This window comes from Enterococcus sp. AMC1623, from assembly GCF_058216495.1.
The window spans coordinates 865,012-886,411 of sequence record NZ_CM177096.1; the positions used below are offsets into that span (position 1 = coordinate 865,012).

Sequence of the window (21,400 nt, forward strand, 5' to 3'; positions counted from 1 at the left end):
AATAAAAAATGAACCATCAAAAGAATGAAATTTTTCTGATGGTTCATTTGATTATCCTATTTTTTCTAAAGTTGCTGCTCTCTATTTTTGGATAACTGTACCTGCTGCTTTACTAGGCAATTGAACCGTTGCAACAACTTGCTTTCCTTCAACTAAGCGAATTGTCTTCTCTTCTTCTGAATCATTAAATAGTACCCAAACAACTGTACCATCTGAATTTTCAAAGGCAACATTATATACAGCTTCTGTTTGAGTAGTAACAATTCGTTTCGCGTTAGGACGAATATACTTACTGAAGTGTGCTAATCCATAATAATCAAGTGTATATTCCATTGCTTGGGTTTCTTGATTAATACGTAATAACCCCCGACATGTGCTACGACCAAAACCAGGTACGGTTGGCCCATTGTACTCATCTAACGCAATATTCCATAAAATAAATGATTTTGAGTAATTCCGTAATACTTCTATTCCTGTGCGCATTAAATTACTGAAAGCTGGTTCAAAAGCTGGAATCCACTCTCCACCTGAACCTTCTGTAAAGTGAACTTCTTTTTCTCCAAAGGCTTGAACTACTCGTGATTGACTGATGGGATTTCCTCCATACCAATGCCAAGCAATGCCATCAAAAGCTTCTTCTGCGTTATCCAATAAATCAAAAGCATAATCTATACGATCCCAATTATGGTCATAACCAAAAATTTTTGTCGTTAAATTAGCTTCTTCCAATGCTGGTTTCAAATAATCACGCACAAATACTGCTTGTTCATCTGCTGGGAAAAACATCCCTGGATAGTTCACTGGCTCATACAATGGTTCATTTTGTGGTGTGACAGCATAAACTTCCATGTCTTCTTCACGATATGCTTCTAGAAAACGTACAAAATAATCCGCATAAACACTGTAATTTTCTTTTAATAACTTGCCTGTTACCATTTTGTCAGTGTCCTTCATCCAACCTGGTGCACTCCATGGACTAGCGAATAATTTTAGTTCAGGATTTAATTTTTTAGCCCATTTTGTTAAAGGAAGAATACTCTCTTTATCATGGTCTATGGAAAAATCATTTAGAGTCAAATCTTGATGTCGTTCGAATTGATCATCATAGCTGTAAATTGAACGAGCATAATCTGAAGCCCCCATTGGATTTCTAATTAAAGATAAACCAATGCCTTTTTCTGGATCAAACAGTTGTGTCATCGCTTCCTCTTTTTGTTGATCATCTAAAATTTTATCAACTAAAAAGGCTGACGAATCGGTAAAAGATGCACCAAATCCATCAATTGTTTGACTATAAACACGTTGAGAGATTGCTATTGTTTCAGATATTTCTTCTGAAGAAACAATTGGTATTTCTTCAAATAAATGCTTTTCATTTGTCGTTCTAAAAAATCGAATGGTCATTATTTCCCTCCGTTGGTTACGATTCGTGCTTTAAAGCGTTCAACGCAATATAAGTAGATTTTCGTTTGAAAAAACATAGGTAGACTAATGCCATAAAAAAACCAAATAAATGCTAATTTTGGTAAAAAAATAGGAATCAATAAACTCACCGCAAAGCTGCTAATTGTTAAACAAAAATAACCTGTATATTTCATACTTATTCCTAGAGCCATTGCTAAAATTTCTTTGAAGCTCATGGAACGATAAGCAACTGTTATGAACAGATTCATGATTACAATACTGACAAACGCCCCTATGACTAAACACAAAAATTGAAAGGGTGTATTTATGGTCTGCGATATGCTAAAAACAACAAGTACTAACACAATGGCACTACCTAAAATCAGCAATGAACCTTGATAGACATATGATTTAAAGTAAGTTACATATTTTTTAATGACAACGCCACTTTTTTGCTCTTCATCATCTATTAATACACGATAGGCAGCACTCATAGCACTCCCTATCGTGACAATCGGCAAACTAAAAATAATCACTAATAGATTAATCACTAATAGATTGTATATTTTTGTTAAAAAGTAGTAGACCTCTCCATCTATGTGAAATATTTTTTTCATTAGTATTGCCTCATTTCTATTAGTTTAAATTCAATTTTTCTTTATTTTTTTGTATTTTTTCGTTACGGATTTTTACAATATCTTCCCAGCCATTTTGGTCTAAGAATGCTTTATGGTCTTCTAATATTTTATCAAATTCTTCATCTGATGATGCTCTAATTAAACTTACTAATGTTGTATACCAGTTTGTATCAATTCCTGATAAACTACGTGCTTCTGGTGATCCTGAATCAGGGTTAATATTTTCTAAAATAAAGTGTGGGTAAAGCTTGCCTTCACCCCATTCACGTGGTTGAATCAATGCTGGCGTTTGGGTGCTATCACTTGCTAATGTTTGATATTTATCATGACCAAAGAAGATAAATTCACTCAAACGATATTCTTTTTTGTAACGATCGGCATCATTGTCTTTCATTTCTTGAACTTCAGGTAATAACGCAATTTTTCCATCTGCATCGTATTCAAATGTTTCTCCTTCAATACCAAACGTTGTTAAAATATTTCCTTCTTCACTTTGTAAGTAAGTAAAGATTTGCATAGCTTTCGCAGGATCTTTTGCTGATTTGCTGATGTAGTTAATCATCCAACCAGTAATTCCACTTTGATTTAACTTAGGTTCTTTCCCTTCACTGCTTTTCGGACCATCAATTGCAATATATTGACCGTCTGGGTTTTCAGTTAACCAGCCTTGTAAAAAGCCACTCATTTGCGCAGTACCACTTGCCATAATTGTTGCATATTGTCCAGATTTCACTTTTTCTTCAAAAGCGGTACCATCATCAGAAAAACTATCATCGGAAATATTACCATCTGCATGCACGCCGCGTAATGTACGTAACCAACTAACATATTCATCATCTAAGTTACGGTTATAAAATTCGCCGTCTTCTGTTTCTAAATCAACACCTAAATAGTCTTGGAAAACATCCCCCAATGAACCTGCCCCATCACCAAACGCGTTGAAGCCAAATGGAATTAACTCAGGATATTTTTCCTTGATTTCTTTCATTCCTTCTTGGAATTCTTCTGGTGTGCTAAGGCTAGGTGAGCCAATTGCTTCATAGACGTCCTTGCGAATCAAGAAGTTTGTATTGGCAGGAATTAAGTTGCTTTCATAATCTGCCGCAGTATTTGAGTAATCTGGATAACCATATGTTTTTCCATCATTTAATTGGAACCAATTCATCGTATCTTCAGCAGCTACTTCATTCCAATAAGGGTCATATTTTTCAGATAAATCGTTTAATGAATATGCCCAAGTATCAGCTTTTTGCGCTACTTGCGAATTTGAGTCGAAAATTGTTACGATATCCGCCATATCATTACTAGAAAACATCGTATTTAAGTTGGTATCGTCACCTTTAATAAATTTAATTTTAACGTTTAAATCTTTTTCCATTTGTTTTGTAACAAGGTCATTGCCCCACTCATCATTCCACCAATCGGCATTAACATACCAAGTTAATTCTGTTGGCTCTTCTTTTGAGTCTAATTTCCAAGCAGGTGTTTCTGCATCCAATTCGTAACGATCAGAAATATCTACATCAGCTGCTTCCTTTTGCCCATTTTTGTCACCACCGCCACATGCTGCTAACAATAAGACTGAACTAGCAATTGTTAAACTACCTAGTAATTTTTTGTTCATTATTTTTCCCCTTTTCATAAATAATTTATTCTTTTACCGCTCCAACCATCATACCTGCAATAAAATGCTTTTGAAGTAGAGGGTAGATAACCAAAATTGGAATTGTAGTGACAACAATTGTTGCAAGTTGCACTCCTTTTGTCGTACTTTCGGCTACTGCTGTTCCGATGTTTTGCATCCCTTGTGTTTGTGACTGTACGATAATCTCGTATAGCTTCATTTGTAAAGGATACAATGTTTTATCGGTAATATATAGGCGGGCTGTCATAAAGTCATTCCACTGATTGACACCATTAAACAAAGCAATTGTTGCTAATGCTGGTTTTGATAATGGTAGGAAAATCTGTAAGAAAATTCGCCAGTGACCAGCACCATCAATCATTGCAGATTCTTCCAATGAATCTGGTACGCTACGAAAGAAGTTCATTAAAATAATAACATCATAGTAGCTTAACAATGCAGGAATAATATAAACCCAAAAACTATTCAACATACCTAATTCACGTAATAATAGGTATGTAGGAATCATCCCACCTGAAAAGAACATCGTGGTAATACCCATTGCTGAATATAACTTACGACCTTTCAAATTAGCCTTACTCATTGCATATGCCATCATTGCACAGAAAAAAACATGTGTTACCACACCAATGACCGTTTTTAAGATAGAGATGACAAAAGCACGCCAAATACTACTATCACGAAAAACAGCTCGATAATTTTCTAATGACAATTCAGATGGCCAAAAGACAAAATCTCCTTTAGCTAATACTTGACCAGATGCAAAAGAAGAGACGATTACGTTCCAAAGAGGAATAACAATCAATAAAGTGAAGATAGATAAGATGACAACATTAAAGATGTCAAACAATCGACTATCTACGTCTTTTTTCATAATTTTTCTTTCCATTTTTTATCCTCTTTTCTATAACACAGATTGGTTATCGTTCATTCTTTTGGTAAATTGATTTGAAAGAACGAGTAAAATAACTGAAACAACTGAAACACCTAACCCTACTGCTGTAGCGTAAGAGAAATCTCCTTGAGCAATCCCCATTCTGAACACATAAGAATTGATAACTTCTGCTTTCGCTTGGTTCTGATTATTCATTAAGACCATCGTTTGATCTAGGTTTGACCCTAGCAATCCACTAATTGTTAGAATTAAGTTCAAGCTAATAATTCCTTTTAACATTGGTAGCGTGATTTTCATCATTTGTTGCATGCGAGAAGCACCATCAATTTTAGCAGCTTCATAATATGATGGGTCAATCTTAGCTAAAGTTGCTAGGTAAAGAATTGTTCCCCAACCAGTATTCTTCCAAATATCAGATAATACGGCAATCCACCAGTATTTATTCGCTGATAATAGATAATTTTCATTTTTAACTGCAAATCCTAAACCAGCTAAAATCGAATTTAATAATCCTGTAGTAGACAACCAGTTAATAATCATCCCACCTAATACAATCCAAGATAAAAAATAAGGCATATAAGAAATAGTTTGGACAATCTTTTTAAATGGACCTTGTCGTAATTCAAAAATTAAGATTGCTAATATAATTGGTAACACAAAGCCTATTGCTAATTTTAAGAAGCTAATCCCTAACGTATTAACCACTGATTCCCAAAAGAATTGGTCTTTCATGATAATCTGAAAATTTTCCCAACCGACCCAAGGAGCAGTATCCATCGTATCAATCACTGTGTAACGTTTGAATGCCATCGTCAATCCATAAATAGGTATAAAGTTAAAGATAATCATAAAAATAACGCCTGGCCAAACCATTGTTTGCAGCTCCCATTGATCGAAGAAGCTTTGTATCCATTTAGTTAATTTGTTCTTTTTTTTGCTAGTTTTTACTTCCAAAGTAATCCCCCCGTATAATGCTATGTTCTTTCAATTATTTGATGTACTTGGTAAACAGCCCCAATCAGCCCTGCATCATTTTTTAATTTTGCCTGCTTAATTGGTGCAATAATTGAATCTTTTAAATAAGCAATGCTATAATGTTGTTCTTCCAAACGATTTAATTCCTCTTGCAAACGGCTAAAAAATCCCTCATTTGCGCTTATAGCACCTCCAATCAAAATAACCTCTGGATCAAAACAACTAAGTAAGTTCATTAATCCTACCGATAAATCTTTAAAAAAATGACTAATGACTTTTTTAGCAATTGGATTTGTTTTCTCTTCTGCAAAAATTTGTTTTGCATCATATATCTCTTCAAAGCCCAGAAATTCTTTTTTCATTTGATGATTATATTGCAGACATAAACCTCCAACAACAGCTGCTCTTTGGTTTAAGGAAACTGTCTCAAGATTTTCTTGAGGTAATTCATCAATTAACATCCAGCCAAATTCGCCTGCCATACCATGTCCACCACGATAAACATCACCATTAATCACGATTCCGCCACCGATTCCGGTTCCTAATACCAAGCATAAGTAATTTTCAACACCTTGTGCATTGCCAATCCACTTTTCTGCAATAGCAGCAGCATTGGCATCATTTTCTACAGTGACTGGTAATTGAACAACTGCCTCAATCTCTGTTTTTAAATTCGTTCCATATAGTGATTTAATGGCACCTGCTGTAGTCATCAACCCATTTTTTTTGACAATTCCAGGAGCACTGATACCTACACCTTTAATAGATGGGATTTCTGATTGAAAATTTCGAATAATTTGAATTATTTCTTGAATAATAGTTTTTTTATCACTACTTGTAGAAATCGAATCTCGATTCGATACCTTCCCAGATTCATCAACCAAACCATACTTAATTGTTGTACCACCTATATCGATACCAATATACATCTTCTTCACTCATTTCTACCAAATTCTGTGACTGAAACTTTTTAGTAAAGCTTGTCGCTTTACTAAATGTTTCAATTTTTAAACAGTTCGTTATTTACTACTGTTATAACAAATCCATCATAATTAAAAGCGCTTTCTCATTCAATAGATTTCTGGTGTTTCGGTTCGTGTACCGTTACTTTGATACTAGAATCATGTTGGTACACTACGTACCAATTTTTGATAAAATATTGTCTGTTCAATTGGGCAATCATGACTATCTAACCCAATATATACTTTAAATTCACCTTCGTCTACTTGCGATACTAACTTCGGACCAATATACGCGAAATCGTCCATCGTCAACTGAAAGCGCACAGTCTTTTCTTCATAAGCTTCCAACGAAAGTGCTTGCCATTTTTTTAATTCTTTCATTGGACGTGCCACTTGCGCAACACAATCTTGAAGATATAATTGAACAATTGTGTTCCCTGCCTGTGCACTGTTATTTTTAAGCTTACAAGTGATTTCAACTGTTCCCTCTCCATTGAAAACATCTGTGTTCGATACTTGCTTTAATTCAAATTGACTATAAGATAGACCATGGCCAAATGGAAATAGTGCTTCATTGGTTTCATCCATATAACGCGAAATATATTTTTGATTTTTGTTTTGTTCATTCATTGGACGTCCTGTTGATAATTGAGCATAGGTGATTGGGACTTGCCCCACAGCTGCCGGAAAACTCATTGGTAACCTGCCTTGCGGATCGACTTCTCCCATCAAAATATCTGCTAATCCATGACCGCCTTCTGAACCAGGAAACCAAGCTTCCACGATTGCTTTGGCTTGATTGACAACATTTTTTAAGACTAACGGACGACCATTAAATAGAACAAGTATAATATTGGTATTCACCTTAGCGACTTCATGAATGAGGCGTTCTTGATTGCGAGAAAGTTCAAGATAAGCTAGGCTTGCTGCTTCACCAGATTCTTCACTCGTTTCACCTAAAGCTAATACAACGATTTCATTTTGTTTTGCTAAAGCAATAGCTTCTTGAATCATCTCTTCTGATACAACAGCACCATCTGGCATTGATAAAGTCGACAAATTAAGATTTTTTGCTGCTAATCCCTCTGCCAATGAAATAGCTTGTTCTGTTTTGCCCATCCAAGACCATGCCCCTAAAATATCTTGAGAGGTTGCTTTAGGACCAATTAAAGCGACTTTCTGTTGTTGTTTTATGGGTAATAGTTGCTCGTTTTTTAATAACACAGTTGTTTGATGTACACTTTTTCGTGCCAAATCTCGGAATTGGTTAGTTGTTTCTTTTGTTTCCATCGTTGAGTCCATTAATCCACGATACGGATCTTCAAATAACCCCAATTTGTTTTTCAGAGTTAAGATACGCAACACAGCTTCGTCTAATTGTTGATGTTGTGTCGGTGTTTGAATAGAATCTTCCAAGTTTAACAAATAACAGTCACTCATCATATCCATCTCAACACCTGCTTCAAAGGCGAAACGAGCAGCTTCTGCTTTGTCAGCAGCTACGCGATGTGCCATTAATTCAGCAACAGCTGCCCAGTCAGAAATTACGACGCCATCAAAGTCTAACTCTTTTCGCAAAACATCTTGTAATAATTGCTGATTTCCACTAGCTGGAATTCCATGAACGGTGTTAAAAGCAGTCATGACTAATTCGGCACCTGCTTTAATAGCAGCCTTGAATGACGGAAGATAATTTTGATACATTTCAATATCAGAAAAATCTACTGTGTGATAGTCACGACCGCCTTCTGCTGCGCCATATCCAATAAAGTGCTTGACACATGCTGCTAAGCGTTGCTTGTCGTTTGCTAAATCATTTCCTTGATACCCTTTAACATACGCTTTGGTCAAAACTGCTGATAATGTCGGATCTTCGCCATTGCTTTCCATTACTCTTCCCCAACGAGCATCCTTCACATGGTCTGCCATTGGCGAAAAGGTTACTTGAATTCCTGCTGCTGTCGCTTCTTTTGCAGATAAACGAGCTACTTCTTCGATGAGAACCTCATCGAAAGAAGCAGCTAGCGCTAGCGGAATAGGATAAATGGTTTCATAACCATGAATGACATCCGCCATAAAGAGTAATGGAATTTTTAGACGACTCTTCTCTAAATAAGTCATTTGAAGTTTTTTGACTTGTTCCGCAGTATGTGTTCCTAAAACCGAACCAATTTGAAAAAGTTTTTCAGCTGGTAGATTCCATTCTTGCATAGGTCCAGTAATTTCGCCTTCTCCTTCTACCGAAAAGAAATCAGATGTCAGTTGCACTAATTGGCTAATCTTCTCACTTACTGTCATTTTCTGTAATAGCTCTACTAAGGCTGTTTGTTCCATTTTTTATAATACCTCTCCATTTGTAGCAATCACTTGTTGGTACCAATCAAAAGAATCTTTTTTCTTACGCTCAAGTGTGCCTTTTCCTTGATTATCTTTATCAACATAGATAAAGCCATAACGCTTTTCCATTTCTCCTGTTCCAAAGCTAACGATGTCAATAATGCCCCATGGTGTATAACCAATTAAATTAACACCATCTTCTACCACTGCAAGTTTCATTTGTTCGACATGCGCTTTAATATAAGCAACACGATAAGGATCATGAATTTTACCATCTTCTGTCAGTTGGTCATACGCACCAAATCCATTTTCTACAATGAACATTGGTAATTGATAGCGTTCGTAAACAACATTCAAGATATAACGCAAGCCAACTGGATCAATTTGCCAGCCCCAATCACTTGCTTTCACATAGTTATTAGTAACCATTTTAGCTTGGTCGAAATCAGCTATCTCATAACCTTCTTTTTCGGCAACGGTTGTCACTGCACCAGACATATAATAACTGAACCCAATATAATCTACTGTACCAGCTTTCAACGCTTCTTCTTCTTCTGGACTGATATCGATTTGGTAACCTTTATTTTCCCAATATTTTTTAGTATACGTAGGAATCGTTCCACGAGCATGGACATCACTGTAGAAGAAGCGACGTTCCATTACTTTTAATGCTGCCATTTGATCTTCTGGTTTGCTAGATGCTGGATAAATAGGCACATATGCCATCATACAACCAATTTGAAACTCAGGATTAATTCTATGTCCCAAAGCAACGACCTTTGCACTAGCAATCAATTCATTAATCGCTGCTTGAAAAACAATCTCTTCTCTAGGTTCGCCTTCTTTAAATAAAATGGCTGAATTAGTCCAGGTGTGTAACTCATGTTGACCATCCGCTTGATTGTTAATTTCATTGAATGTCATCCAATATTTTACTTTATCTTTATATCTTGTCATGACTGTTTTTGCATAATGAACAAAAAAGTCAATCAATTTTTTATTACGAAAACCACCATATTCTTTATATAAATGAAACGGAATCTCAAAATGAGACAACGTAATTACTGGTTCAATCCCATTTTTTTTCAATTCATCAAACAAATCATCGTAAAAAGCTAATCCGGCTTCATTTGGTTCTTTTTCATCGCCATTTGGAAAAATTCTTGTCCAGTTAATTGACGTACGTAATACTTTTAGACCCATTTCTTTAAATAATTGAATATCTTCTTTATAATGATGGTAAAAATCAATCGCTTCGTGGTTCGGATAATTTTCGCCTTCTAATACACCGTCTGTAATTCGACGCGAAACACCATTTGCTCCCGCAGTCATCACATCAGCAATACTAACCCCTTTGCCTTCGACATTCCATGCCCCTTCGATTTGATGGGCAGCAACTGCTCCACCCCACAAAAAATTATTTGGTAAAGTTTTAGTCATATACTTTTCTCCTTTATCAATTTAAGATATGTCCAGTATAGTTAAAATCGTTTTCAAAAACTATATACCTTTCACTTCTTGGTGACTGTTTCATCAAATAGAAAAAAACATCATGATGGTACACAACGTACCAAAATGATGTTTGCTTATTATTTTTTCAACTTGTATGAAAAACAAATGTCTATGACTTGCTTTCTAATAAATGTGTAACTGCTTTGGTTAAGGTCTCAATCAAAAATAGACACGGAATTTGACTGGTTAAGTCTTCATACTTATTCAATCGGTAAATGTCTATATGGTAGTCCAAGACAAAATCAGTCATTTTTGCTAAGGTACTGTTCACATCACTTGTGATCGCAACGGTCGTACAATCCGGTTGATTTCTAAATCCATTAACAACTTCGACAATCTCCACGGTTGTACCTGTGATAGATAATGCGATTAACATATTATCTGATGTATTTCTTAGCTTAGCAAAAATTGGGTAGGTTGAATCCGTTAATGGATAACTATTAAAACCAATTGTTGCAAATCTTCGTGCCGCATATTCACAAATAGAGCCGGATGCACCAATACCGAAAAAAATAATATTCTCACAATCAGTAATTTTTTCAGCTATTTGCCAAATCTTCGCTTCAATATTTTTAGGAAAATTTTCTTCACTTAATGATGATCTACCACTCATCAGCTGTGAGCTTTCTACTTGTGGCGCTTTAAATTGTGTTCGAAATTCACTAAAGCTTTCATAACCTATTTTTCGAATGAAACGCATCACAGAAGAAGCTGATGTATGTGATTCGTTAGCAATTTCTCTCACTCTCATATATGGAATTTTATCTATCTCACTCGACATGTAATGGTAAATAGCACGGTCGGTTTCAGACAACTCATTAAAATCTATCTTTCCAAAAAAAGACATGTTCATTCTCCATTTCTCTATTTGTTCTATTTCGTGCTTGTTTCATTCTAAAAACTATTATAGCAGATAGTTTTTGCTAAATAACTTTCACTTTATTCATTATAATACCTTAAAGAGAACGAATAAACAAAAAACAATTTGGGATAAACAAACTTGTTTGTCCCAAACCGTTTTGATTCGATTGATTTTTTTAAACTAAATGATTTAGTTATTCTCTAAATTTTCACCGTTTGTCTCAATCACTTTTTTATACCAATAGAATGATTTTTTACGACTTCTATCTAAAGTTCCGTTCCCTTCATCATCACGATCAACGTAAATGAATCCGTAACGTTTACTCATTTCACCTGTACCTGCACTAATTAAATCAATACAGCCCCATGGTGTATAGCCAATTAAATCCACACCATCATCAATTGCTTTACCCATTTCAACAATATGTTGTCTGAAATACTCAATTCGATAATCATCGTTAATTGTTCCATCAGCTTCTACTTCATCAAAGGCACCTAATCCGTTTTCTACAACCATCAAAGGCACTTCATAACGCGAATACAATTGATTTAAAGTATAACGCAAACCTACTGGGTCAATTTGCCAGCCCCAGTCACTTGTTTCCAGATATTCATTTGAAACGCCACCAAATAAATTCCCACCTGATGTATCATCACGCTCAGCAATATCTTCTGCTACACAAATACTCATATAGTAACTAAATGTATAATAGTCTACTGTTCCTTCTTTTAATAATGCTTCATCTTCTTTGGTGATATCAACTTGAATGTTGTTCTTTTCAAAATAGTTTTTTATATAGTATGGATACGCACCTTTAACTTGTACATCGCCACAAAAATAATTTAACTGATCGTTCATTTGTTGTGTTTTTAACACATCTGCCGGACGACAAGTTTTGGGATACATTGTAATATACGCTAGCATACAACCAATTTTAAAATCTGGATTAATTTTATGTCCAGCAATGACTGCTTTAGCAGAAGCTAAAAAGACATTATGCAACGCTTGATATTGTTCAGCTTCTGTGTAATCACGTGAGAACAAGCCATTAATTCGTTTTCCATGCTCCATTACACCAAAATTAATTTCATTGAAAGTCAACCAATATTTTACTTTATCTTTATAACGTTCAAACAAAGTGGTTGCATAACGTTCATAAAAATCAATTAGTCGTTTATCCAAGAAACCATCATAATTGATTCCTAACTGAAATGGTAACTCAAAGTGTGAGATTGTTACTAATGGTTCAATGCCATATTTGTGCAATTCATCAAATAAATCATCATAATATTGAAGTCCTGCTTCATTCGGAGTTTCTTCATCTCCATTTGGAAAAATTCTTGTCCATGCGATTGATAGACGGTACACTTTAAAACCCATTTCGGCAAATAAAGCAATGTCTTCTTTGTAGCGATGATAAGAGTCAATTCCCGTATGACTTGGATAGTAGTATTTATCCGTATCAAGGACTAAGTCAAATGGACGGGCAGCGGCTGTTTCACGACTACCTGCACGACTATGATCACTGATTGAATCACCCTTTCCATCAACATCCCATGCTCCTTCACATTGGTTGGCAGCTGTTGCGCTACCCCATAAAAAATTCTTTGGAAAACTCATAAATTCTTGCTCCTTTACTTTTTTTTATTTTAGTTATTCTTAAATGTAACGACCCTAGCCGTTTCCATTAGGCAGATTTCCAATGCTCCTCTCTTTATAAAAGTCTAGCTCTCATTACTTACACATATCCAGACACAATGATAGTAAAATAATCTGGGTATTTACTTCAGAAATAGTTGGATTTTGTTCGTAACCACTTCAACAAAATCATTCATTTTTTCCCTGCTTTTTTATTTAGTTGCACTTAAAGGGACAAAAAAACCTAAACGACAACACAATGAAAAATTGTCGTTTAGGTTTAGCTTAACTAAATAATAACTATCCTAAAAGAAAGATACTATTTTTAGTAAGCGATGTCAATACACTTATTACACAGTTTTACCCCAATTGCATTCAACAATGCAAAAAATTTATTTCAAATAATTTTATCTAATTCTCAAAAAATCGTAGTAAAAAACACGCTCACTAGCAGATGAAAAAGAGCATATATCCAATGCTTCTCTTCAACTATTTTGGATAATTTATAGCGACTTTAGTCTTTTAATATGTCTACTAATAAATAGTCTAAAAATTTAAGACCTTTTTTATAGAAAATCAACTCTTTTTCTTCTGATAATTTCGTTGTATTTTCTAATGATTCAGCTAATATAGCTACTTTTTTATTTGAAGTATGTAGGTACTCACTACCATTAGAAATGGTAAACCAAGTGATGTGTCATTTGAAATAAAACCATCCTCGGTGCAGTATTAGCTACGCCGAGGATGGTTTTATTTAATTAAGTCTTCTTTCAAAGGTACCATAAACTACTACTTCGTTATTTTTAACCATTGTTTGTCCTTTCGCAATCACGGTATCAATAGTTAAAGAGTCTTGATTTAACAAGCAAAAATCAGCGTCTTTTCCAACGGCAATGTATCCTTTATTGTCGAGTTTTAAAATGTCGGCTGGATTTTTTGTAATGGCACGAATTGCGATTTCTAATGGAATATTTTCTTTCAAAACTGCTTCTTGAATATTAATTAGAAGTGATTTGGAACTACCCACTCCTAGACCAATGAATTCACGTTTTTCATTAAAATAAGGTAAGCTTCCTTGACCATCCGAGGTCATCGTAAAACATTCGTGAGAAACACCTTCGTCTAATAGACGTTTTAAGCCTTTACTAAAGCGAACTTCGCCATCGGTTTCTTCCCAAAAATCAGGATCTTCACTACCAGTAAAATCAATGTAGCCTCCACGTTTGGCATAAGCTACACAAGTCTCAAATACTTCCGGTGTCCGATTGGCATGAGTTGGCCAAAACTGGCTCATTGGAATTTCTGTATGATTCACGGTTTCTTCAATAAGCTTCAATCGATCTTTTCCATCACCTAAATGAACATTAATAATCCCTGCTTTTCCTGAAAGCATGCCACCAACACGAGCGTCGGCTGCGGCACGAGTAAATTCTTCAAAAGAAGGCTGTGAAGAGCGATGATCAGAAATAGCAATTTCGCCAATCCCAATAATTTTGTCAATTGTTAAAAAGTCTTTAATAATTGAGCCCGTCACGGTTTTAACAGGCAAACGATAAGAACCGACATAAACGTAAGTCGAAATCCCTTCTGCTTCCAAACCGCGTGCTTTGCTGATTAAAGCGGTCATGTCGCGTCCTTCACCATCGGTTCCTAGACACCCAACAACTGAAGTGACTCCGGCTGTCGTCAATTGTGTTAAAGTGACTTCTGGTGTCCGGTTTTGAAACCCACCTTCACCACCGCCACCTAAAATGTGAAAATGTCCGTCAATAAAACCTGGAGTCAAGATCTTGTTACGACCATCGATTTCTTCTACTTTGCAACCAGTGACTTGCAAATCAATCTGATTATCTATTGCTAAAATTTTATTTTCTGTATAAAGCACGTCTTTGATTCCTAAATCATCGGGTGCATATACGTGCGCTTGACGTATAATTTTCAACATACAAAAATCCTCCTTACTGTAAACCAATCATAACAGCAATCACAATGAAAATTGAACCTAAGATAAATAAAAATCCTTGCATCTTGATTTGGAATTTTGCCCATTTAATCCAATCAATACGTGCAACTCCTAACACACCAATTAAACTTGCAGAAACAGGAGTAAAAGCATCCATAAATCCTGAACCTAATTGATACGCTAATACAGCAATTTGTCGAGAAATTCCTAATAAATCCGCTAAAGGTGCCATAATCGGCATAGTTAAGGCTGCTTGACCAGAGTTTGAAGTAACAACTAAGTTAAATAAACTTTGGAAAATGTACATAGCCCATGCTCCAACAACTGCCGGAACACCTGTTAATGCAGAACCAATACTATGAAGAACAGTATTCAAAGTAGAATATTGACTTGCATCCGCTCCACCTAACACTAATAAAATTCCTTTTGCCATCCCTACAACCACTGCTGTACCAGCTAAATCTGCTGCACCACTTTGGAAAGAGGTCGCAATATCATTGATGCCCATATCGTTTACTTTGAAAATTACAGCAAAAATACCTGCTAATAAACCCATCACAAAGAATTGAGAAGCAATTTCTGGAATGTAATAGCCTTTTTGTGTGACACCCCAAACAATCCAAATTAAAACAACTAACATTTCAAGTAAAATCACCTTGTGTCCTAATTTAAATTCATTGCTTTCATTCACATTATTTTCAATGTGTTTGCGAAAATACGCATCTGACTTGTAAACAATTGAAGACTCTGGATTTTTACGAATTTTTTCAGCATAAACCATCAAATAAGCCGCAGCTAAAGCGGTCACTACACCCCACATAATCAAACGGAAAGTGGCACCAGATAAAACAGGTATCCCTGCAATTCCTTGTGCTACCGCAACACTAAATGGACTCATCCAAGAAGTTGCATTTCCGACTTGTGAAGCAACGTAAGTCACAGTGACAGCGACAATCGAATCATATCCTAAAGCAATTACAAATGGTACCATAATCATCGAGAAGGGAATAACTTCTTCTGCCATCCCGAATGTAGCACCACCAAATGAAAACGCAAAGAATAATAACGGCAAAGCTAATCGTTCTAATCCTTTCGTGCGATTGATAAACGCATAAATCCCTGCGTCAATCGCTCCCGTTCGCATGATAATCCCAAATGCTCCACCAACTACTAAAATTAATGCAACAATTCCAACTGCCGAACCATATTTATCACCTGACACTAACCCTTCAAAGATAAAATTCAAGAAACCAAATCCACCAAAATCGTCGGTTCCCCAAATTTTAGCTGTTTTATGCAACTTTTCAGAAGTGTCATAAATCGCATCGCCATATTCTTCATAAAGTGCATCATCTGTTAAAGCAATCTCGTCTAGTTTTTCTTGCGAAAGATTTTTTTCACCTTCCGTTAAAACAGCTTCTAATTGCTCTTTTTCTACACCTAATGTATCTAAAGCTTCAGGATTATCCACTAATTCTTCTAGCTGATTAAATACAAATTGAGTGTTTAAATTATACGCATACCGAAAAGAGTCCTGTTCTAAAACGGTTCTCGAAGCTACATCGCCACTTGCATCCTCATATTGAATTTCTTTTGTGCTGAATTTCCCAGCAGGAACTAAAAACGTGAGCAACCATGCAAAAATAACGACACAAAAAATAATGACATATGTATGCGGTGTTTTTAGTTTTGTTAAATCTGTTTTGCCTTTCTTCATCCTAATCCTCCTACATATTCTATGAATAAATAATCATAAACGAATAACATTATACATTAAATACTCAAGATTGAAAGCTTGTATTAAAGAAGTTTTAGATTCAGGGAAAAATAAGCGTTGCCTTAACAAACAAGCCATAGCTCTGCGAACTAGCTATGGTTGCTTTTGCTTATTCGATTGTATTAAGTAATTCAATAAACGCATCTGGACTGATGAATTTTATATCGATATCACTCATATAAAGTTTTAAATCAGTTGCTGAAAGTTTTTTATTTTTTGAAACAACATAAATTTTTTTCTTTAAAGCACTTGCGATTCCTAATTCAAAATAACTCGTTTCGTCTAAATTTCCTAAAGTAAAGATAAAGGCTGCTTTTAGCATGAAATATTTAATGTCTTCCAAGTGATGATACATCCCTGTTTGAATACAATTTGTGGGAATAGCCACTGCTGCAACTCTTCCCTTCTCATCTTCAAACAGTTTAGGATTGACTAATAATTGACTTTCCTGTCTTGGATTAGTTGTTATTTGATAGATAGTATTTGACATTTTTTTGCACCTCTCTTTGATAGTATCAGCTAATCACTTCTTCCAACATACATTTTTCTAAGCTTTTCAACACCTAGATAACCTCCTACGCCCAACCACAAAACAACCACTACTATAAATAAATAGTTATAGTTTTTAGTAGCTGGATAAGTTACTTCTAAATGATTGAGGCCTTTTTGAGAAAGAAGAATTGGGGCACCAATCGGGCTGAATGTTACATCTGCTATTTCTAACTTTGTTTGGTTAAAGTTTAGTTCGGTTCCCTTATAAGCGACAATCGGAACCATAGTTTCTTCTTCCAAAGAAAACCATTCAATGATTAATTTTCTATCCTTTACCTTTTTATCAAACCCTTTTGCTTCAATGATTTCTTGGCGATACAGTTCATACTTATTGTCAGCAGTTTTTTGATAAATGGGAACATAATCTGGCGTAGACTTGTTAACCAATTGTAACAATTCGGATAGATTATGGGAATGGAAACTATCGACCACCTCTTCTACCACTGCTCCTGTGAATCGGGCATGTTTTCCTAAATAAGTTGCTGGCGATTGTTGATACTGCATAAATAAGTGAAAACTACTCACCAAAATCGTCTGTATTATACTAATAATTACTACGCCTTTTTCAACTTTTTTATTCCTTTTTTGTGTTTTTTGCTGGATTAATCCCCAATAAAGACCACATAAAACGATAAACGGCATAAAAAAGCGAAACGGAAATTGAATGAGTTCAATGATTTTAAATGATTGCTCAGAAAGTAGTTTCCAAGGAATCAAATTAGTGGAGAAAAGCAAATATACTAAAGAAATACCTCCAATAAACAAGGTCGGTTTCGGTAATTTTTTTCGATACACGCTTGTTTCTTTGATTAGCCAAAATATCACGCCCAAAAAGCTTATCGGGGTCAACAACCAGTAAGCACTTTGATAATTGATAGTACTCAAATATATTTCTTTATTAACAAAAGGTGCAACCAATTGATTATCAGTATAGAGCTGATACAGCACCAACCAAATATTCATTGAAAAAATGCCACACACAATCATGCTACTTGCTAGCTGTTTGAATAACATTATTTTCTGATTAGACATTATCCATACATAGATAAATACTAGAAAATAGATGCTAACTAACAGTAAGCTCGTAAACAAATGTGTCTGAACCATGGCAGCTACACTCAATCCGACTGTTACAATTGGCAAACGTCGCTTATCAATTAATTCTTTCATCGGAATTAAACATATTGGCAATAACGCTATCCCCCAACTGCTAAACCCTTGCCGAAGGACCCAATATTGAATAGCATAGGTCGTCACAAAAAAGAAACTAATTGGGTAACGAAAGTATTGATCAATTTGGTAGTGCTTTAACAATTGATTCATTGAAAAAAAAGCCAAAAAAGCAAGCAACAAATTACTACTAAGCTGATAACGAAACCATGTTCCAGTTAGTAATAATAAGCCTCCCTGAAAGTACGCAATCAGCGGACCATATAACGCATTGACAATTCTTCCTGATTCATGAAATCCATACATCGAAATAAAATACTGCCAATTTTGTTCTTTCATTTGCATCGCAGTATCATAAAAGCGATTAAAATGAAAAAGACTATCTGAACCTAATATAACTTGTTGCGAAAATATCTGGGGCCCAAATAATAAACAAATAGCACCTAGATAGCCAATTAATCGCCTATTTTTCAAAAAAAAGTTCATTCTATCACCTCAAACACAGCTTAGGTGAATGCCAATTATTTATAAAGCAATAAAAGGAAACATCCTATTAAATCAACATGTTCGATATTGTTGCGAGGAAAAATACTCAAATTTAGCGAGAAAAAAATAGGAGTTTGCTATACTTAAAAGGAGAAAATAATAGCTAGGTGAAGAAATGAAAATCGGAAAAATTATTAAAGACGAACGCTTAAAGCGAGACCTGACACAAGAGCAATTGGCTCAAGAATTTTTTGTTACCAGACAGCTCGTATCCAAATGGGAGAATGGTAAAAGTTATCCTGATTTAGATCAAGTTGTTAAAATGAGTGAATGGTTTGAATTACCACTAGATTACTTGTTGAAAGAAGATACCAAAATGCTTGATGAATTAAATTTTGATACGAAGTTAAAAAAGCGCATTAAATTAACTAGTATTATTCTCGGCTTGGTTTTATTAGGTGTTATGCTTGGAGGATTTATTTTCTTTGTACTCATTGACCAACCATTTTTGCAAGCATCTGATATCGAGATAACCAAAGTAGAAAAAATAATATTACCAAAAGAAACCATCATAAATTCTGAGACAAACGAAACGTGGACCCTACCTGAAGATGTCGAATATAAAATCCATTTTAAAACAGCCAAACCTTTCGTAAACCTTACAAAATATACAGGCTTTGTTAATATATCAAATGATCATAGCTTGCAAATTTTATTAGGTGGTGGCAATTGGTCACTAGTTGGTGGAAAAAAAGAATCCATTATTTATATCCAGTCCGAAAGAAAAAATTTAACTACCCCTCGATTAAATAGCGGTAAAGACATTTATTTAATGAGCAGAAGAAAAGTCGATTCAGAAAAACTACATCAATTGGAATTATGGTCTGACAAAATTTTAGATTGGAATGAATTGAAAAATCTTCCCAATAACCATTAAAACAGACGAATTCGTTTTTTTGATAGTTAGACCCTTCTAAAAAACTTTTAAAAGTTTTTTTGCGATGGATTTAAATTCCCTTCCTTTTATATAGAATCCCATCTATATTTAGAGTCTTTTAAAAGTTTCAAAGCTAATAACCTCTCGTTTTAGTTATGAATTGACCCTTTTTAAAAAGAGCCGTATGCTTACAGTAGAAAGGATGTGTATCTGTGTATTCATTAGTCAAAAAGATTATTACTGAAAAAGATATTCAGCGCCAAGTTTCCTTATTGGAGCAATTACTCAATCATCCCAACATTACTGTTAAAGAGCTAGCGCGACAAATCAAAACCACTGAACGTACAATTTTTTCTGATTTACAACTGATTCGAGAACAATTACCCAATGGCTGGCAAATTGATTCGAGTAGCCAAGGTATTCAATTAATAAACAAAAAAAGACAATTAACTAATGATTTATGGACCTTATTTTTGCCACAATCGATTAGTGTTCAATTTATCAAAGCTCTTTTTTTTACTAAGGAATTAACTACAGCAAACTTTCTCCAAGAAAATGGGCTTTCTTTGGAAACACTTCGACGACATACAAATAAGATGAATCGCTATTTACAGACCTATCATATTAAAATTAAGCTAACAACAAAAACCGCACAGCTTTTAGGGAATGAAAGTGCGATTCGAATCTTTTTTCATCGGTTGTTATTACCTTTTACTCATAATAATTATTTTTTTGAAAATTATGCTATTCATGAAGAACATTATTATCATTATTTAAAGCAGATAAATCAATCTTCTTTAGCCGTTGAAACAGAGCATATTTTTGGCACATGTTGGTTTTTTATTAACACGATTCGAATGAAAGTCAATTGTCGAATTGACAAGTTTCCTTTTGAAGAAGACGATTATTTGTACCAACTGTATAAGCAACCCTTAAAGGATTTATACGAAAAAGAAGGTATTTATCTACGTGAAGATGAAAGTTTTTTTGCTTTTTTTTGTTTTCTAGAAAGCTGGAATTATAATAATTCTTTTGGTGACGCGATTGCACTAGCCAAACATTATCCTGTATTAATGGCAGTGGCTGATAAACTCACCGAGCAAGTGACCAAGCAAACGCAGATTTCTTTACAACAATCCTCATTAGCAGAAAATCTATTACTACTTCTATTAAAATATAGTGAATCAACATGGTTATCTGAACAATTCCAATTAGAATACCATGAATTACTTACAGAACGAAAAGACAGTGAACGTTATCAAAGTGATGCTGAAATTTTACCCATTCTTCAGCCAATTATTCAATTAGATGACCCTACGTATTTATTGAATCTCATTTCATTGTTAGAACAACAAGCTTTGTTTGCTAATCAACCACAAATGATGACCGTCTATTTTATTTTTCAAGGCGAACCTGCATGGAAAGCTTTTTTACAACAAGAATTAACCGATTTGCTAGGTCGTAGAGTGCACCTAACAAATCTGGAAGTTTCACAAATAGAACAAACACTATTTGAAAAACAGGATATTATTGTTTCGAATGTTCCTTTAGACTTTGTTCCTGTAAAACATCTCTACATTTCAACCATACCCACAAAAAATGAGCTACGGCAATTAACCGAGCTCACTTTAGAACACTATTTATAGT

The 21,400-nt window shown here is 34.8% G+C and carries 16 protein-coding genes; 2 read left to right on the forward strand and 14 right to left on the reverse strand.

Annotated elements, in window-relative coordinates; all coding sequences use genetic code 11:
- Positions 1-81: 81 nt before the first annotated feature.
- From AC4BC7_RS04365 to AC4BC7_RS04430, 14 genes are all read right to left on the reverse strand, one after another.
- The gene (locus tag AC4BC7_RS04365; RefSeq protein ID WP_490503951.1) at positions 82-1,404 is read right to left on the reverse strand and encodes a glycoside hydrolase family 30 protein; all 1,323 of its coding nucleotides are present in this window, start codon (positions 1,402-1,404) and stop codon (positions 82-84) included.
- Entirely contained in the window at positions 1,404-2,021 is a 618-nt protein-coding gene (locus AC4BC7_RS04370; RefSeq protein ID WP_490503952.1) for a DUF624 domain-containing protein, read from the reverse strand. Before AC4BC7_RS04370 ends, AC4BC7_RS04365 begins: the two co-directional genes overlap by 1 nt.
- 19 nt (positions 2,022-2,040) lie before the next feature.
- Positions 2,041-3,666, reverse strand: coding sequence for a type 2 periplasmic-binding domain-containing protein (locus AC4BC7_RS04375; RefSeq protein WP_490503953.1), 1,626 nt, complete (start codon positions 3,664-3,666; stop codon positions 2,041-2,043).
- Positions 3,667-3,691: 25 nt separating this feature from the next.
- A complete protein-coding gene (locus AC4BC7_RS04380; RefSeq protein WP_490503954.1) occupies positions 3,692-4,576 on the reverse strand; it encodes a carbohydrate ABC transporter permease in 885 nt (294 codons plus the stop codon).
- Between the two features lie 15 nt (positions 4,577-4,591).
- Positions 4,592-5,455: an ABC transporter permease gene (locus AC4BC7_RS04385; RefSeq protein ID WP_490504410.1), complete on the reverse strand. Its 864-nt coding sequence runs from the start codon at positions 5,453-5,455 to the stop codon at positions 4,592-4,594.
- A 101-nt stretch (positions 5,456-5,556) separates the two neighbouring features.
- Positions 5,557-6,486, reverse strand: a complete 930-nt coding sequence (locus AC4BC7_RS04390; RefSeq protein ID WP_490503956.1) for an ROK family protein — start codon at positions 6,484-6,486, stop codon at positions 5,557-5,559.
- A 192-nt stretch (positions 6,487-6,678) separates the two neighbouring features.
- Positions 6,679-8,853, reverse strand: a complete 2,175-nt coding sequence (locus AC4BC7_RS04395; protein WP_490503957.1) for a glycoside hydrolase family 3 N-terminal domain-containing protein — start codon at positions 8,851-8,853, stop codon at positions 6,679-6,681.
- 3 nt (positions 8,854-8,856) lie between these two features.
- Positions 8,857-10,296 (reverse strand): 6-phospho-beta-glucosidase, encoded by a 1,440-nt coding sequence (locus AC4BC7_RS04400; protein ID WP_490503958.1) that lies wholly within the window; start codon positions 10,294-10,296, stop codon positions 8,857-8,859.
- A 181-nt stretch (positions 10,297-10,477) separates the two neighbouring features.
- Entirely contained in the window at positions 10,478-11,215 is a 738-nt protein-coding gene (locus AC4BC7_RS04405) for a MurR/RpiR family transcriptional regulator (protein WP_490503959.1), read from the reverse strand.
- A 204-nt stretch (positions 11,216-11,419) separates the two neighbouring features.
- Positions 11,420-12,850 carry a glycoside hydrolase family 1 protein gene (locus AC4BC7_RS04410; RefSeq protein ID WP_490503960.1) on the reverse strand — a complete coding sequence of 477 codons (1,431 nt, stop codon included), beginning with the start codon at positions 12,848-12,850 and terminating at the stop codon, positions 11,420-11,422.
- Positions 12,851-13,622: 772 nt separating this feature from the next.
- Positions 13,623-14,810: a beta-aspartyl-peptidase gene (gene iadA, locus AC4BC7_RS04415; RefSeq protein WP_490504411.1), complete on the reverse strand. Its 1,188-nt coding sequence runs from the start codon at positions 14,808-14,810 to the stop codon at positions 13,623-13,625.
- Positions 14,811-14,826: 16 nt separating this feature from the next.
- Positions 14,827-16,548: a putative basic amino acid antiporter YfcC gene (yfcC, locus tag AC4BC7_RS04420; protein WP_490503961.1), complete on the reverse strand. Its 1,722-nt coding sequence runs from the start codon at positions 16,546-16,548 to the stop codon at positions 14,827-14,829.
- Between the two features lie 169 nt (positions 16,549-16,717).
- A complete protein-coding gene (locus AC4BC7_RS04425; protein ID WP_490503962.1) occupies positions 16,718-17,098 on the reverse strand; it encodes a hypothetical protein in 381 nt (126 codons plus the stop codon).
- A gap of 29 nt (positions 17,099-17,127) precedes the next feature.
- The gene (locus AC4BC7_RS04430; RefSeq protein WP_490503963.1) at positions 17,128-18,816 is read right to left on the reverse strand and encodes a hypothetical protein; all 1,689 of its coding nucleotides are present in this window, start codon (positions 18,814-18,816) and stop codon (positions 17,128-17,130) included.
- Positions 18,817-18,991: 175 nt separating this feature from the next.
- On the opposite strand from AC4BC7_RS04430, the gene AC4BC7_RS04435 reads away from it, so the two are divergent.
- Together AC4BC7_RS04435 and mafR are read left to right on the forward strand one after the other, a co-directional pair.
- Positions 18,992-19,753, forward strand: a complete 762-nt coding sequence (locus AC4BC7_RS04435; protein WP_490503964.1) for a helix-turn-helix domain-containing protein — start codon at positions 18,992-18,994, stop codon at positions 19,751-19,753.
- Positions 19,754-19,965: 212 nt separating this feature from the next.
- Positions 19,966-21,399 carry a global transcriptional activator MafR gene (gene mafR, locus AC4BC7_RS04440; protein WP_207940687.1) on the forward strand — a complete coding sequence of 478 codons (1,434 nt, stop codon included), beginning with the start codon at positions 19,966-19,968 and terminating at the stop codon, positions 21,397-21,399.
- The last annotated feature ends 1 nt before the right edge of the window (position 21,400 follow it).